Source organism: Corynebacterium sp. TAE3-ERU12 (genome assembly GCF_019209905.1).
In the GTDB taxonomy this organism is placed as follows: domain Bacteria; phylum Actinomycetota; class Actinomycetes; order Mycobacteriales; family Mycobacteriaceae; genus Corynebacterium.
This window is the reverse complement of record NZ_JAHUTM010000001.1, coordinates 889,298-904,993: the sequence shown is the minus strand read 5'-3', so window position 1 is coordinate 904,993 and position 15,696 is coordinate 889,298. Positions and strand designations below refer to the sequence as shown.

The window sequence follows — 15,696 nt, the reverse complement described above, 5'->3', positions numbered from 1 at the left end:
TGTTGCAACGCTCAGCGTTCTCTCCCGTGTTTGGGCCGCAAGAACCAGGTCAAGCGGTGCGAGGGATGTCCTTTAACGTGGGTTGCCGCGGATTCCCTCGCACATCGGGGCGGCACTCACGGGGAGCCAGCCTGTACTGCCTCCGGACTCCCGGCGCAGCACCGAGAACACGTCATGCACACACCAATGGTGCTGGTATGGGCTGGATCGGGCTCGGCTGTCTTACCCATTGCTTAGGATAACAGTTCCGAATCGGCTACACCCACCCGCCATACCCCCACAACGCGCATTTATTTGGGTGCGTTGTGGACGGGGCCAAGGATCGGGGTACCGCCGATCGGGTGGAAGGGTCAGCCCCTACCCCACAGCTTTGGCCTAGAAAACGCTATGCGCTGCACAGAGTCTGTCTCAGCGACTACTGAGGCGTTATTTCGATCCCACGTAGGTGAGATTTTCCTGTGCCATACCCCACACTTCAGCGCCGATGGTGACAATCAACGCGACGATGACAGTGACGAAAAACGCATTTTTGTCGTAGAAAGTCATGTCGTTAATCAGCGCCAGCACAAGGATGAGGGCCACAACTTTCAGCAGCCAGGACCCCATCACCACTGCACCGGTAACGACGGGGGTGGTGCCTGCGGTAAACCACACCGACAGCACGGTCAGCAGCACAAAACCACCGCCGATGGCTGTACCAAGCACTACCCCCCACACTCCGGGCATGCCTTCTTTACCGCCCCAAGCAAGCAGGGACAACAGCATCGCACCTGCTAGGGCGAGTGCACCGTATTTCGCAGCGGACTGCAGCGGGCGGCGTGAGTTGTCGTACTTGGACAATGTTTCGGCCGGTTCGGGCGTGGCGGAAGAATTGGGCTCAGTCACGTTGCCGGATCATACCGGGCCTATCCCAGGTCCTATTTATGTGGCGCGCTGTTGCGTTTCACCCTGGGTGGGTGTGCTGCACTGGCCCGGCCATTGCGCGCCTTGTGGGAATGCCGCCCGGCAGGTGCGGCGCTCATGTCCGCGTCGGGGGTGGTGTGCCCCGTACTTTCATCGCGAATGTGCTTTGGTTCGCCGATTTGTCCGCGCCAGCCGAAGGTCACCAGCACCGCGACGATGAGCAATACGCCAAATGTAAGCAATACAAAACCAGCTGGGAAGACTGTGGTGCCCACCGCCGCATAGGCCACGACCGACACCCAGGTGTAGAGCACCAACACCACCCGACGGTGACTATGGCCAAGGTCCAATAATCGGTGATGCAGATGCATTTTGTCGGGGGCAAACGGCGACTTGCCGGCCCGGGTGCGGCGCAGCACCGCCAAAACCAGGTCCAGCATGGGGATGGATAATGCTGCTGCGACCACAATGATGGGCGACCACAAGGCGACCGCGTCGGCAGTGCCAAACATCGTCGGAGAGATGCGTCCCGACGCTGATGTCGACGCCGCGGCCAGCAATAGGCCAATCAGCATGGCCCCAGAATCGCCCATAAAAATGCGGGCCGGCTCAAAATTATGCGGCAAAAAGCCCAGGCAAGCACCTAAAAGAGCCGCAGAAATCATCGCCGGCGGGTACGCAGAGACCGCACCGCCCTGGTCGTGCAGCATCACCATCGAATAGACAAGGATGGCCCCGGCGGCAATCATGCCCAGCCCTGCAGCAAGGCCATCGATACCGTCGACAAAATTGATGGCATTAATCAGTGCCACGGTAAACAGCACGGTCAATATCGTCGCCAATACGGGGTCGAGTACCAGCACCGAGCCACCATCAAAAGGTACGTACAGCAGGTACCAACTCACGCCTTTGAGCGAAAGCACCAAGGCAGCCAGAATCTGTCCCAATAATTTCGTCAGCGCGTCCAGGTCGAAAAGGTCGTCGGCAACGCCAATGCACAACAGCACTGTCGCCGACCACACCACCGCTTCCATATCCGGGGTGACCGGCGGGAACCCCCGGTTCAGCGCCGGCAGGTTACTGGCCAACAGCACCGCAATAATGACGCCGGTGTACATCGCCACCCCACCCAGCCTGGGCTTGGGGATATCGTGCACGTCGCGGCTGCGCGGCTCATCCAACCAGCCCGATGCCACCACGGCATAGCGCACCACACCGGTGAGTAAGAACGTAGCTGCCGCAGCAACCAATGCGATGAGCGCCAACTCACGCATTGGTACACCGGCGCCACCTCCGGCGGCGGCCAATATGGCCGTCTCGCCTGCCCCTGCCAACTGCATAGGGCTTAACCGTTCGACTGCCCGCGCAGCAGGTCCGCAGACATGCCCAATACTTCAGCAATGCGCTCGGCAGAAATCGCGCCCTCCCGCAAAAGTCGCGGCTGGTTGCCGGATAGGTCCACGATGGAGGAGGCAGTGCCCGTATCGGCTTGGCCACTGTCGAGGTAAATGGCTACTTCCCCACCGAGCTGTTGTTTAGCGCGCACCGCAGTTACCGCCGGCTCCTGGCCGGAGATATTCGCCGACGACACCGCCATCGGGCCGGTGCGGCGCAAAAGCTCAATCGCCACCGGGTGCAGCGGCATCCGCAACATCACGGTGCCGCGGGTATCTCCCAGATTCCACGGCAAGCTCGGGGCCTGGTTAACCACAATCGACAACCCGCCGGGCCAGAAGGCCTCCACCAGAGTGCGGCCAGCAGCGGTGTGCTCCCGCACCAGCCCATCGACGGTAGACCAGGAACCAATGAGCACCGGCACCGGCATATCCGGGCCACGGTGCTTTGCGCGCAGCAGCGCCGCGACGGCTTCATTATTGAACGCATCGCAGCCCAGGCCGTAGACAGTATCGGTCGGCAGCACGACCAGACGCCCCGACTGCACGGCGTCGGTTGCAGCGGTAAGACCAGCCTCGCGGCCCTGCTCAGTGGAGCAATCGAAAATCCGGCTCATGGGAGTGCGGCCAAACCTTTCTACGCAGATATCGTCGGTCTCGCTAGTGTCGCACAGCGGTACTGAACCGGTCGCGTCCAGCAAGATCCTGGTGCACCGCCGCCGCACTGAAACCACCGGTATCGGCGAATACAGCGCTGATGCCTGCGGCAGCGTCATCATCATGTTCAATTGCCGCCACCCCACCGGAACGCAGCAGGCGGCGCACTGTGGCCATCATAGGTCGAATAACGTCCAAACCATCGTCACCACCGAAAACTGCATGGTGTGGGTCGGCGCGCACCTCGGGTGCGACCACAGTGGCCTCAGGCACATACGGCGGGTTCGACAACACCGCATCAACCCGACCAGATAGGCCGCTGAGCAGCTGCGGGTCGGTGGCATCCCCCTTGATCAGGTGCACGTCGCCGCGCTCGTGAGCATTGCGCGCTAGCCACTCGAACGCGACCGGGTCAATTTCGACGGCATAAATCTCGGCATCGATCTGATCGGCGACGGCCAGCGCGATCGTGCCGGAACCAGCACATAGGTCCACCACAATCGGGCGCGCAATGCCGCGCAGCTCGTTCACCGCCCACTCAATAAGCAGCTCGGTTTCCGGGCGCGGGATGAACACCCCCGGGCCAACAGCGAGTTCGGTGCCGATGATCTGGGCGCTGCCGATGATGTGCTGCAGCGGTTCCCGTCGCGCCCGCCGGGCCACATAATCGACAAAAACACCGGCCAGCGGACTATCGACGCCCACTTCATCGCGCCGGCTAAACAGCAGCTGGGTACGCGACCAGCCGGTGGCATGCATCGCTAAAAGCTCAGTATCGGCACGCGGTGAGGCGCACCCAGCGTCGGCAAGCTCAGCTTCGGCCTGCGCGAGCACCGCCGCGACGGTGCGCATCTATTCCGCCTCCAGGCGCTCCTGGCGCTCTGCCTCATGCAAGGCAGTCAGCAGGTCACCCATATCGCCACCCAACACCGCATCAAGATTGTGCGCCTTATAGCCAATGCGGTGGTCAGACAGGCGATTTTCGGGGAAGTTATAGGTACGCACACGCTCCGAACGGTCGGCCGTACGCACCTGCGAGCGCCGCGCATCAGAGGCCTCAGCCGCGGCTGCTTCCTCCTGCATCTGCTGCAGCCGGGCAGCCAGCACCTGCATGGCGCGCGCCTTATTCTGAATCTGGGAGCGTTCCTTCTGACAGGTCACCACCAGGCCAGTGGGCAGGTGTGTCAGGCGCACAGCAGAGTCAGTGGTGTTCACGCCCTGGCCGCCCTTACCGGAGGAACGGTAGACATCGACGCGCACATCCTTATCGTCGATCTGGACGTCCTCGACCTCATCCGGTTCGGGGTAGACCAGCACCGCTGCCGCGGAGGTCTGAATCCGGCCCTGGGACTCAGTCACCGGTACCCGCTGCACTCGGTGCACGCCGCCCTCGAATTTGAACACGCTCCATGCCCCATCCGGCGACGGGTTCTTCTGCCGGATAGACATGGTGAGGTCCTTCACGCCCCCGAGATCGGACTCGGAAACACCGAGCACCTCGGTGACGAAACCATTTTTCTCCGCGTAGCGCTGGTACATACGAGCCAGCTCACCAGCGAATAGGGCAGCTTCCTCGCCGCCGGCACCGGACTTGACCTCCATGACGATGTCATCACCATCATGGGGGTCACGCGGGGCCAGCAGGTCCGCCAGGTGCTCTTCGAGCTCGATGCGTTCGGTCTCCAGTGTCTCGGCCTCAGCGGCGAATTCACTGTCCTCACGCGCCATCTCCCGGGCGGCTTCCAGGTCTTCTTCGACCTGGGTGAGTCGCTTATGGGCCTGCACGATCGGCTGCAGCTGCGAGAATCGCTTGCCGACGCGGCGGGCTGCCGAGGCGTCGTTATGCAGCTCCGGGTCGGACAGCTGGGCTTCCAGACCGTGATATTCGGAGAGGATGTCGTCTACTGCAGTGACCTTATCGGCCATAAGAATTACTCCTAGACCATCTCGTCGACGTCAACATCGGCAGCCATGGGCGCCGAGGTTGCCACGCGAGTGAGGAATTCGCGGTTATTGGCCGACTTCTTCAGTTGCTTAATCAGCAGGTCAATGGCGTCCTGCGGTTCAAGGGCGGACAGGATGCGACGCAACTTGTGCATCACGCGGGCCTCTTCGGGGTTGAGCAGCAGCTCGTCCTTACGAGTACCCGACGGGGATACATCCACAGCCGGGAATACGCGGCGCTCCGAAATGCGGCGATCCAGCTTCAGCTCGGCATTGCCGGTGCCCTTGAACTCCTCGAAAATCACGGTGTCGCCGGCAGAACCGGTCTCGACCATCGCAGTGGCGATGATGGTCAGCGAGCCGCCCTCTTCGATATTGCGGGCAGCGCCGAGGAACCGCTTCGGCGGGTACAGCGCGGAGGAATCCACACCGCCGGAAAGGATACGGCCCGATGCCGGGGAGGAATTGTTGTAGGCACGACCAAGGCGGGTGATCGAGTCGAGCAGCACAACAACGTCCTTGCCCTCCTCGACCAGGCGCTTGGCGCGCTCAATAGCGAGCTCGGCGACGGTGGTGTGGTCCGACGGCGGGCGGTCGAAGGTGGAGGCAATAACTTCGCCACGCACCGACCGCTTCATGTCGGTGACCTCTTCAGGCCGCTCATCGACCAGGACGACCATGAGGTAGCACTCAGGATTATTCGTGGCGATGGCGTTAGCGATGTTCTGCATGATCGTGGTCTTACCGGCCTTGGGCGGGGACACGATGAGCGCACGCTGGCCCTTACCAATCGGCATGATCAGGTCGATCACACGAGTGGTGAGGATCTTCGGGTCAGTTTCCAAACGCAGGCGCTGGTTGGGGTACAGCGGGGTGAGTTTGGAGAAAGTGGCGCGCTGCTTGGCCTTATCCGGGTCCATGCCGTTGATGGACTCGACCTTGACCAGCGGGTTGTACTTGCGCTTATTGCGGCCGGAGCCGTGGGTGACCTGCCCGGAGGAGCCGCCATCACGCGGGGTGCGGGCTTCACCGACGATGGCATCGCCCTTACGCAGACCGAATTTACGGACCATGTTCTGGGAGATGTAGACATCGGAGTGTCCCGGCAGGTAGCCGGAGGTGCGGACGAAGCCGGAGTCGTTATCGAGCACGTCGACGATGCCGGCGACCTTTTGCAAAACGTCGCCCTCGCGCACCTCATCGGCGCCGCCGCCGTTATTGCCGGGGTTGTCGTTGCGGTTGCGACGATCCCGGCGGTTGCGGCGATTGCGGCGGTTGCGTCCGCGACCGTCATTGCGGTCGTTGCGGTCATTGCGGGGGCCGTTGTTGTTGTCGTTATTGCCGCCGCCGTTGTTATTACCGCGGTTGTCGTTGTTGTTGCCGCGGTTGTCGTTGTTGTTACCGCGGTTGTCGTTATTGCCGCGGTTATCGTTATTGCCGCCGCCGTTATTGTCACGGTTGTCGTTATTGCCGCCACCGTTGTTATCGCGGTTACGGCGGTTGCGGTTGTCGCGGTTGTCGCGATTATCCCGGTTATTCTTGCCGCCACCGTTGTTCTGATCGCGGTCGGACTTATCCTTACCGGAATCCTCGGCAGGCGCGTCCTGCTTGTCCTTGGACTGCTTATCGTCGGACTGCTTATTCGAGGACTGCTGCGGCTTATCAGAGGAATCGTCGCTATTGGCCTTGCCCTCATTCTTCGGCTTGCTGGCCTTCTTGGGCTTGTCCGCAACGGGGGTTGCAGCCGCAGCGTTGCCACCCGTCGAATTCTGAATCGCTTCGATCAGGTTGCTCTTGCGCATCCCGGAAATCCCCTTGATGCCTTTAGAGGCGGCAATGGCGCGCAATTCCGCCATACGAAGCGCAGCAAGGTTTTCTGGCTGTGCCTGGGCGGTGGTGTCCGTATCGGTCACGGTGTCCTTTCAATGTGGGTCCCCACCCGCTGTCCGCTCGGTAAAAATGAACTCAAGCGCCAATGGGCGGTGTACTGCCCCGCCTGGCGATGCCATGTCAGAAGGGCACCGCAAAATCTGGCGGAAAAGATGTGGGGTGGCTCGCGGTAAAACCAGGTGACTCTCCGCCGTTACTCGTAAGAGCGAGTGTGGCGGGTCGGCCGCGATGGCCATCGGACTACAGGGTAGTCATTCTAAGGCCCACCGGGCAACCACAACCCCATTCCAGCGTGTCGGCCCCCTATCCCAGATAGGCTGGACGCCATGCACAGCACCATGCAGCAGGTCCCTTTATCGGTGGCCCGGATTGTGGAGTACGGCCGCACTATTCACGCCAACACCCCGGTAACCACCTGGACTGACGATGGCCCAGAAGAAACGACCTTCGACACGATCGGCGCGCGTGCAGCAGCTTTAGCCCATGCCCTGCGTGATGATCTGGGCATCGACGGTGACCAGCGCGTCGGCACGCTGATGCATAACTGTGCCGAACACCTGGAAACATTCTTTGCGGTAGCCAGCATGGGGGCTGTTTTCCAGCCACTGAACCGGCAGCTGATGCCGGACCAGATTGTGCACATCATCAATCACGCCCACGACGAGGTCATCATCGCTGACCCCCGCCTCGCCGAGCTGCTTGGGAAGATGTTGCCGGACTGCCCGCATGTGCGCGCAGTGGTGTTCATCGGTCTCACCGAGGTTGAGGCCGCCACGCGCCACATCCCCGATTCCGTCGAGTGTTACTCCTACGAGGGGCTTATCGACGGCAAACCCACCAAATTCGACTGGCCTGTTGTCGACGAGAACGACGCGGCAGCCCTGTGCTACTCCACTGGTACTACCGGCGCCCCCAAAGGTGTGGCGTACTCACATCGTTCGATGTACTTGCACACACTGAACCTGCGCACCCCGGATGCTCTGGCGATTACCCACGGTGAAGCGTGGTTGGCGTGTGTGCCGATCTATCACGTGCTGTGCTGGGGTGTGCCGCTGGCGTGCTTTGCCTGCGGGGCGCCGATCGTGTTCCCCGATGCTGATATGTCGCCGCAGCGGCTCGCCGATATTATCGCCACCTCGTCGCCACGGGCGGCTATTGGCGTTCCGACGGTGTGGATTTCGCTCATTGTGCACTACTTGAACAACCCGCCGGAACGGATGAGCCTGCAAGAAATATTTGTTGGCGGCTCCCCCGCCCCGCCGCGACTTATTCGCCTGTGGGAGCAGCATTACGGCATCGACGTCATCCACGCCTGGGGTATGACAGAAACCTCTCCGCTGGGCACGGTGGCCCGGCCGCCACGCGGAGCCTCTGGCGAAGCCCGTGAGAGTTACCGGTTCAGCCAGGGACGTTTCGGCGATTTATTGGAATTCCGCATTGTTGATGAAGAAGGCCGCCAGCTTGGCCTGCATGACCGCAACCAGGGTGAACTCCAGGTCCGGGGTAATACTGTGACTGCCAGGTACTTCCACTCCGAGGAGGAAGACGAAGGCGGCGACGCACATATCTTCCGCGGCAATGAGGTCGAAGACGGTGCAGATATGTTCACCGACGACGGGTGGTTGCGCACCGGCGATGTTGGTTCCATTACCCGTGACGGCTACCTCAATGTTCAGGACCGGGCCCGTGATGTGATTCGCTCCGGTGGCGAATGGATCTACTCCGCCCAGCTGGAGAATCTTGTGATGGCCTCCCAGAAGGTCGTCGAGTGCGCTGTGATCGGCATGCCGGATAAAAAGTGGGGCGAGCGTCCCCTGGCGGTCACTGTGCTTATCGACGGTGTCGAACCCAATGCGGAAACCGCCACCAAACTGCGTGATTTCTTAGCCCCCAAGCTGCCGAAGTGGATGCTGCCGGAGTACTGGGCCTTCGTCGACAGTATCGATAAGACCTCAGTACAAAAATTCGACAAAAAGGACCTACGCAAGCACCTAGCCGATGGCGATTTCGACATCGTGTGCCTGCCGGGGCCGGGCTCTAACCCCACCGCAGCAGGTGCTGGTGAAGTCGGCCGCGGCGGCGCTGCGGCAGGACCGGCCCCACACTAACCGCCCAGGCCACAGCAAGAGCCCGGCTGCGCTGGTACGCGCAGCCGGGCTTTATGCCTCAAAAAGGGCCAGTTAGTCCAGAATCTCTACTGTGGCAGGGCCAGCGACATCGAGGTTCTTTATGGAGATACCGGACTCCCGCGCCTCAGCCAGGACATCGTCTGGCACGTATTCCGTGCCAACAACCAGGCAGGTCGGGCCGGCACCGGAGAGGAACGCGGCATAACCGCGGTTACGCAGGCGGTTGACCCACTCTGCGGTGACCGGCAGCACCTCAGCGCGGTAGGTCTGGTGCAACCGGTCCCGGGTGCCCTCCCACAGCAGCTCGGGGTGTTTGGTCAGCGCGGTGACCATCACGGCAGTACGGGAGACGTTGAACCGTGCGTCGACGTGCGAGACATCGCTAGGCAGCACCTGGCGGACCGCATTAGTAGAGGCATGGAAGGTCGGCACCAATGCGGTGGCTTTAATATCCGGGTGCACGTCGAGACCCACAGCACGGTACTGCGGGGAGGTGTGCCCATCGACAGGTTTATCCGTCCAGCTCACCACTGCCCCACCGAGCACCGATGCCGCGGCATTATCGGGGTGGCCCTCGAAAGCCGAGGCGGTCTGGATGACCTGGCCATCGGTCAACGCGAAACCGGCCAAACCATTGGCGGCGGCCACACCGGCGACTGCGGCGGCAGCCGATGAACCCAACCCACGAGACTGCGGGATGGTGTTATGGCAGCTCACCCGGATACCGGGGGCGGTGACGCCGCTGGCACGCAGGCCCGCCTGGATCGCACGCACTACCAGGTGCGACTCGTTGCGGGGCAGCTCGTGGGCCCCTTCGCCCTCGATTTCGACCTCAATGCCGGATTCGATGACCTCGACCTCGACGACATCGTAGATGCTCAAGGCCAAGCCCAAGGTATCGAAGCCGGGACCCAGATTGGCCGAAGAACCCGGCACGGTGACCCGTACCCGCTGGCCAGGCACAACTTCTTGGACCATGACTAGATATCCATCCCTTCGAGGCGGATGACGGAATTAACCGACAGCACCGCGTCGAGGCTCTTCAAGGACTCCACGCATGCGTGCAAATCTGCCTCACGGGCGGAGTGCGTGATGACCACCAACCGGGCGCCAGAATTATTACCTTCCTGACGCACGGTACGAACCGAAATGCCCTGGTCGGCGAAGGTGCGGGCAACATCGGCGAGCACACCGATGCGATCATCGACATGCAGGTCGATGTGGTACCGGGTGATGACCTCACCGAAGTCAAGAATCGGAAGGTCCGCGTAGGTCGAATCGCCCGGGGCGCGGCCGCCGAAAACCTTATTGCGACCAGCAGCAACCAGGTCACCCAGCACCGAAGAAGCAGTCGGGTTACCGCCGGCACCGCGGCCATAGAACATGAGTCGACCAGCAGCGTCAGCCTCGACGAAAACGGCATTGAAGGACTCGTGCACGGTAGCCAGCGGGTGGCGACGCGGAATTAGGGCCGGGTAGACGCGGGCGGAAATGCCTTCGTTGCCCTCGGAGTCGGTAACGCGCTCACAGGTGGCCAACAGTTTGATGGTGCAGTCAGCGTCCTTTGCCGCAGCGATATCCGAGGCGGTGACGCTGGAGATACCTTCGCAGTAGACATCATCAGAGGTAACCCGGGTGTGGAAAGCCAGTCCGGCGAGAATAGCGGCCTTCGAGGCTGCGTCCAGGCCCTCCACATCGGCGGTCGGGTCGGCCTCGGCGTAGCCCAGTCGGGTGGCCTCGGCGAGCATCTCCTGATAATCGGCGCCGGTGGCGTCCATCGCATCAAGGATGAAGTTGGTGGTGCCGTTGACGATGCCGATGACCTTATTGACCTTGTCACCAGCCAGCGAGCGGCGCAGCGGGCCCACAACCGGAATAGCAGCGGCTACTGCGGCCTCGAAGAACAGGTCCGCACCAGTGGAGTCAGCAGCGTCGGAAAGCTCAGCACCACAGGCGGCCACAAGAGCCTTATTCGCGGTGACCACGGACTTGCCGGCGTGCAGCGCAGCGAGAACGACCTTACGGGGGTAGTCGATACCACCGATGACCTCGACGACAATATCGATATCTTCGCGCTCTACTAAGGAAAACGCATCGTCGGTAAGCAAGGACTGGTCGACTCCGGGGCGCGGTTTGGTCTTATCGCGCACCGCCACGCCACGGATCTCAATGGGGCCGCCAACGCGGCGCTCGAAATCTTCAGCGCGCTCATTAAGCAGACGCAGAACTTCAGCTCCGACGGTGCCGAGGCCGAGGATGGCCACGCCTACCGGCTGACCGGCGCCTTTGCCGGGATTGTAGGTATTCGCGGTCATGAGGGATTCTCACACTCCAGGCTCAGTAGATCGGACAAGCTCTCTCGGCGCAGAATAAGTCGCGCCTGACCATCACGCACGGCAACCACCGCAGGCCGCTGCAACATGTTGTAGCGGCTCGACATGGCATAGCAGTACGCACCGGTCGCGCCGATGGCGAGCAGGTCGCCTTCGGCAATATCGTTCGGGTACAACGCATCGTTGACGAGAATATCGCCGGACTCACAATGCTTACCCACCACACGGGACGGCACCCGGTCGCCGGAGACACGGCGATTAACGATGCGGCCATCATACGGGGCGCTGTACAAGGCGGGCCGAATATTGTCGCTCATGCCACCGTCGACCGACAGGTACCGGCGAGACAAACGCTCATCGACCTGGACCTGCTTAGTCGTACCCACGGTATAGACAGTCACCATGGACGGGCCGATAAGAGAACGACCCGGCTCGATAGCAATCGTCGGCGTCGGCAAGCCAAGGCGCTCGGCCTCGGCCTCCACGGCGGCGAGGATCTCGTCGGCAAGCCCCTGAATCTCCAGCGGGAACTCCCCCGGCAAGTAGGCGATACCAAAACCGCCACCAAGGTCGAGTGTGGTCAAGTCCTGCGTGACAGCGTCACCGTGACGCCCCACAAGATTCGCCACAGCCTTCAAAATGCGCTCCGCGGCAAGCACGAAACCATCCGCATCGACAATCTGGGAACCGATATGGCAGTGCAGGCCAGTCAGCCGCAGATGCGGGTCCGTGTAGGCGCGGTCGGTGGCTTCTAACGCATCACCGGCAGCGAGCGAGAAACCGAACTTCTGATCCTCATGGGCAGTAGCAATGAACTCATGAGTGTGCGCCTCCACACCAGGGGTGACACGGATGAAGACATCCTGCACCACACCAGCTGCCGCGGCGGCAGCACTGACGCGCTCGAGCTCAATGAAGCTGTCCACAACAATCCGGCCCACACCAGCGGCGATGGCATCAGCGATTTCCTGCTCGGACTTGTTATTGCCGTGGAAGGTCATACTCGAGGCCGGGAAACCGGCGTGGAGTGCAACACCCATCTCACCGCCGGAGGCCACATCAAGATGCAGCCCTTCTTCCTGCGCCCACTTCACCACCGTGGTGCACAAGAACGCCTTGGAGGCGTAGTGCACATTATCGGCGCCCCGGAAAGCCTTCGCCATCGCCCGACAGCGGGTACGGAAATCCTCTTCGTCGAGGACGAACACCGGGGTGCCGAACTCCTCGGCAATATCGGTGAGTGCGACACCGCCGACCTCAACAACATCATCAGCACCGCGCTTGGCGGTTATAGGCCACACTGCCTGCGGCAACTCATTGAAATCAGAGCTATCCGGGACATTGGGGCGTTCGCTGCTGTCGAAACCATTACCCAAAATCGTCATGGCTTACATCCTCTCCGGTGCCGTCACGCCGAGCAGACCCAAGGCATTTGCCAGGGTGACTCGGGTAGCGCTGGCCAGGGCGAAACGTGCCGAATGCAATGGTTCAGGTTGCTCATCATTTTTCGGCAGCACCTGGCAGGCGTCGTAGAACCGGTGGAATGTACCGGCGAGTTCTTCGGCATAGCGGGCAATACGGTGCGGTTCCCGCAGTTCAGCGGCAGCTTTCACAACCTCCGGGAACTCCCCGAGGGTACGGATGAGCTTGCCTTCCCGGTCGTGGGTCAGCAGCGCCGGGTCCGCCCCGTCGGCACTGATTCCGGCCTCGGCGGCGCGGCGGGCCAGGGAGCACAGGCGCGCGTGGCCGTACTGCACGTAGTACACCGGATTGTCATTGGACTGCGCGGTCCACACAGCCAGGTCAATATCGAGCGAGCTATCCACCGAGGAGCGAATAAGCGCGTAGCGTGCGCCATCCACACCAATGGCTTCTACCAGGTCATCGAGGGTGATGACGGTGCCTGCGCGCTTCGACATCCGCACCGGTTTGCCGTCCTTGAGCAGATTCACCATCTGGCCGATCATGACCTCAACCGCATCCGGGTCATGCCCCAGGGCAGCCGCGGCGGCCTTCAGCCGGGCGATATAGCCATGGTGGTCCGCACCCAGCATGTAGATGCACAGGTCATGGCCGCGCTTGAACTTATCTTCGATATAGGCGATATCACCTGCGATATATGCGGCGTTGCCATCGGATTTGATGACGACGCGGTCCTTGTCATCGCCATAATTCGTCGAGCGCAACCACCAGGCATTATCGGCTTCGTAGAGCTCGTTGGAGGCTTTCAGCCGGGCAACGGCCTGTTCGACAGCACCGGACTCAAACAGCGAGTTTTCGTGGAAGTACACATCAAAGTCGGTGCCGAATTCATGCAGCGAGGACTTGATGTGGTCAAACATCAGATCCACACCACGGGACCGGAAAACCTCCTGCACCTCTGCGGTGGTGAGCTTCCCGGACTGCTCGTCGGCAAGCAGATTGGGGTTCTCATCGGTGATGGTGGTGGCGATATCTGCGATATAGGCACCGCCGTAGCCATCTTCGGGTGTGGGTTCACCCTTGGCTGCGGCCATCAAAGACCGGGCGAAACGGTCGATCTGGCCACCGTGGTCATTGAAGTAGTACTCGCGGGTCACAGTGGCGCCATTAGCGACCAGCACGCGCCCCAGCGCATCGCCAACAGCTGCCCACCGGGTACCGCCGAGGTGAATCGGGCCGGTGGGGTTGGCGGAGACAAACTCCAAGTTGATGGCGGTATCGCCCAAGGAGTTGTTGTGCCCCCAGTTTTCGGCGGCGTCAAGAATGGTGTGCACCAGGGCGCCCTGCGCGGCAGCGGCGAGCCGAATATTAAGGAATCCAGGCCCGGCGACCTCAGCGGTGTCGATGCCGTCGGCAGCGGTGAGGGCCTCGGCTAGCCAGGTGGCCAGCTCACGCGGGTTAGTCCCCACGCGCTTTCCGCATTGCATGGCGAGGTTCGTAGCGTAGTCGCCATGTTCGGGGTTGCGGGGTCGTTCGACGGTCACCTGCTCCGGCAGCACTTGCTGATCGAGGTCATGTGCGGCGAAGACTTCGGCGGCCACATCCTTGATAAGGGCGGCAAGTTCGGCGGGAGTCATGGTGACACATAGTAGCCGGTGCCCGGACATCACTTATGTCCGGCCAGCCAACGAGAAATACCCCAGGCCAACGCGGGCCTGGGGTATTTAGGTGTGCCCCCGACACGAGTCGAACGTGCGACCTTTGGTACCGGAAACCAGTGCTCTATCCACTGAGCTACGGAGGCGAAGTGCTAGCGAGTAGCACGCCGAACAATATAGCACCGCACCCAGAAGCAACGAAAACCATTGCCCTTTCAGCACGAACAGCGTCATCGCCGTGAGACCGCTACCGTCCTCATTCCGTTTTTATTTCGCATCTATTATGATTTCCAGGCAATGCACAGTTGCTAAGGTCAGGTTGTCCTTATTGCGGCTAGCTGCTGTTTCTACGCCGCACTACACGCCCAGGCGACGCTGACCTTGTACGACCCCCAATCAAGGAGAGTCATATGACGTTCACTTTGCGCCGCAGCACTGCAGCCTTCGCTGCCCTGGCCGTTACCGCCGGTTCCCTCGTTGCCTGCTCCAACGATGAGGAAGCCACTTCCGCCACCGACGCCACCGCAGAAGCCACGGTGGATAAGCCCGCCGCCGTACTCGAATACGTAGCCGCGGACACCATGAACACCCTCGGCATCGAAGACCAGATCAAGGGGGTAGTCACCGTGCGCGGTGAGCTGCCCGCTGAGCTCGACAGCCTCAGCGATAAGGTCGCCGACGGCTCCATCACCGACCTCGGCAGCATTGTGGAACCGAAGCTCGATACGGTGGCCACCGTCGCGCCTGAGATCATCTTCTACGGCCGCCGCAGCGCCGAGCTGGAAGGCGAATTCAATAAGCTCGCCGAGACCGCCATCAATACCCAGGTCTCCGCGCAGGACGGTATCTCCTACTTCGAATCCAACCGCGAGCAGGTGCTCAAGGTTGCCGGCGAATACGATGCCACCGATGCCGCTGAAGAACACCTCGCAGAAATCGACGAGATGGTCGCCGACACCAAGGACAAGGCCGCCGACGCCGGCACCGCACTATTCATCATGACCACCGGCGGCAAGGTCTCCGCTTATGGCAGTGATGACAGCCGCTATGGCTTTGTCTACAACGAACTCGGCTTCGCCCCGGCTGGTGATATTGCCTACGAGGGCCGACATGGCACCGCCATTTCCTTCGAGGAAATCGCCGAGATGAACCCCGACCACGTCTTCGTGCTCGACCGTGACGCCGCTATCGGCAAAGAAGGCGAATCCGCCGAGCAGGTCCTGGACAACCCCATCTTCAAGGAAACCAACGCCGCGAAAAACGGTGGCGTGCACTACGTTGACTCCAGCAACTGGTACCTCATCGGTGGTGGCCTCAACGGCATGAAGGCCATGATCAAGGACATCCAGGACGCCCTGTCCTAAAC

Annotated in this window: 12 protein-coding genes and 1 tRNA gene; 2 read left to right on the top strand and 11 right to left on the bottom strand. The window is 61.4% G+C overall.

The features are described from left to right. Nucleotides 1-426: 426 nt before the first annotated feature. The 6 genes from KRX51_RS04125 to rho are packed head-to-tail and all read right to left on the bottom strand — an operon-like array spanning nt 427 to nt 6,811. Nucleotides 427-885, bottom strand: coding sequence for a hypothetical protein (locus KRX51_RS04125; protein WP_218361670.1), 459 nt, complete (start codon nt 883-885; stop codon nt 427-429). A gap of 32 nt (nt 886-917) precedes the next feature. Further along, nucleotides 918-2,243, bottom strand: a complete 1,326-nt coding sequence (locus KRX51_RS04120) for an MraY family glycosyltransferase (RefSeq protein WP_218361669.1) — start codon at nt 2,241-2,243, stop codon at nt 918-920. Nucleotides 2,244-2,248: 5 nt separating this feature from the next. Then, nucleotides 2,249-2,914, bottom strand: a complete 666-nt coding sequence (locus tag KRX51_RS04115; protein WP_218361668.1) for an L-threonylcarbamoyladenylate synthase — start codon at nt 2,912-2,914, stop codon at nt 2,249-2,251. A gap of 43 nt (nt 2,915-2,957) precedes the next feature. Next, complete coding sequence (gene prmC / locus KRX51_RS04110) at nt 2,958-3,806, bottom strand: peptide chain release factor N(5)-glutamine methyltransferase (protein ID WP_218361667.1); 849 nt, start codon at nt 3,804-3,806, stop codon at nt 2,958-2,960. Further along, the gene (prfA, locus tag KRX51_RS04105) at nt 3,807-4,880 is read right to left on the bottom strand and encodes a peptide chain release factor 1 (RefSeq protein ID WP_218361666.1); all 1,074 of its coding nucleotides are present in this window, start codon (nt 4,878-4,880) and stop codon (nt 3,807-3,809) included. A gap of 11 nt (nt 4,881-4,891) precedes the next feature. Continuing rightward, on the bottom strand, nt 4,892-6,811 hold the full coding sequence (gene rho, locus KRX51_RS04100) for a transcription termination factor Rho (protein ID WP_218361665.1): 1,920 nt from the start codon (nt 6,809-6,811) through the stop codon (nt 4,892-4,894). A gap of 303 nt (nt 6,812-7,114) precedes the next feature. Between rho and KRX51_RS04095 the strand changes: the two genes are divergently transcribed. Beyond that, nucleotides 7,115-8,896, top strand: a complete 1,782-nt coding sequence (locus KRX51_RS04095; protein ID WP_218361664.1) for a long-chain fatty-acid--CoA ligase — start codon at nt 7,115-7,117, stop codon at nt 8,894-8,896. Nucleotides 8,897-8,968: 72 nt separating this feature from the next. On the opposite strand, the gene thrB is transcribed toward KRX51_RS04095, so the two are convergent. From thrB to KRX51_RS04070, 5 genes are all read right to left on the bottom strand, one after another. Next, nucleotides 8,969-9,895, bottom strand: a complete 927-nt coding sequence (gene thrB / locus KRX51_RS04090; RefSeq protein ID WP_218361663.1) for a homoserine kinase — start codon at nt 9,893-9,895, stop codon at nt 8,969-8,971. 2 nt (nt 9,896-9,897) lie between these two features. Next, nucleotides 9,898-11,232 (bottom strand): homoserine dehydrogenase, encoded by a 1,335-nt coding sequence (locus tag KRX51_RS04085; protein WP_218361662.1) that lies wholly within the window; start codon nt 11,230-11,232, stop codon nt 9,898-9,900. After that, on the bottom strand, nt 11,229-12,635 hold the full coding sequence (gene lysA / locus KRX51_RS04080; protein WP_218361661.1) for a diaminopimelate decarboxylase: 1,407 nt from the start codon (nt 12,633-12,635) through the stop codon (nt 11,229-11,231). Before lysA ends, KRX51_RS04085 begins: the two co-directional genes overlap by 4 nt. A 3-nt stretch (nt 12,636-12,638) precedes the next feature. Next, nucleotides 12,639-14,309: an arginine--tRNA ligase gene (gene argS, locus KRX51_RS04075; RefSeq protein WP_218361659.1), complete on the bottom strand. Its 1,671-nt coding sequence runs from the start codon at nt 14,307-14,309 to the stop codon at nt 12,639-12,641. A gap of 94 nt (nt 14,310-14,403) precedes the next feature. Continuing rightward, a tRNA-Arg gene (locus tag KRX51_RS04070) sits at nt 14,404-14,476 on the bottom strand. 264 nt (nt 14,477-14,740) lie between these two features. Between KRX51_RS04070 and KRX51_RS04065 the strand changes: the two genes are divergently transcribed. Continuing rightward, nucleotides 14,741-15,694: a siderophore ABC transporter substrate-binding protein gene (locus tag KRX51_RS04065; RefSeq protein WP_218361658.1), complete on the top strand. Its 954-nt coding sequence runs from the start codon at nt 14,741-14,743 to the stop codon at nt 15,692-15,694. Nucleotides 15,695-15,696 lie beyond the last annotated feature (2 nt).

What these genes read in the sequence shown, in the direction of transcription:
- KRX51_RS04120 (WP_218361669.1), bottom strand. Translation starts at nt 2,243, where the DNA reads ATGCAGTTGGCAGGGGCAGGCGAGACGGCCATATTGGCCGCCGCCGGA.
- KRX51_RS04115 (WP_218361668.1), bottom strand. Translation starts at nt 2,914, where the DNA reads ATGAGCCGGATTTTCGATTGCTCCACTGAGCAGGGCCGCGAGGCTGGT.
- prmC (WP_218361667.1), bottom strand. Translation starts at nt 3,806, where the DNA reads ATGCGCACCGTCGCGGCGGTGCTCGCGCAGGCCGAAGCTGAGCTTGCC.
- prfA (WP_218361666.1), bottom strand. Translation starts at nt 4,880, where the DNA reads ATGGCCGATAAGGTCACTGCAGTAGACGACATCCTCTCCGAATATCAC.
- KRX51_RS04095 (WP_218361664.1), top strand. Translation starts at nt 7,115, where the DNA reads ATGCACAGCACCATGCAGCAGGTCCCTTTATCGGTGGCCCGGATTGTG.
- thrB (WP_218361663.1), bottom strand. Translation starts at nt 9,895, where the DNA reads ATGGTCCAAGAAGTTGTGCCTGGCCAGCGGGTACGGGTCACCGTGCCG.
- KRX51_RS04085 (WP_218361662.1), bottom strand. Translation starts at nt 11,232, where the DNA reads ATGACCGCGAATACCTACAATCCCGGCAAAGGCGCCGGTCAGCCGGTA.
- lysA (WP_218361661.1), bottom strand. Translation starts at nt 12,635, where the DNA reads ATGACGATTTTGGGTAATGGTTTCGACAGCAGCGAACGCCCCAATGTC.
- argS (WP_218361659.1), bottom strand. Translation starts at nt 14,309, where the DNA reads ATGACTCCCGCCGAACTTGCCGCCCTTATCAAGGATGTGGCCGCCGAA.
- KRX51_RS04065 (WP_218361658.1), top strand. Translation starts at nt 14,741, where the DNA reads ATGACGTTCACTTTGCGCCGCAGCACTGCAGCCTTCGCTGCCCTGGCC.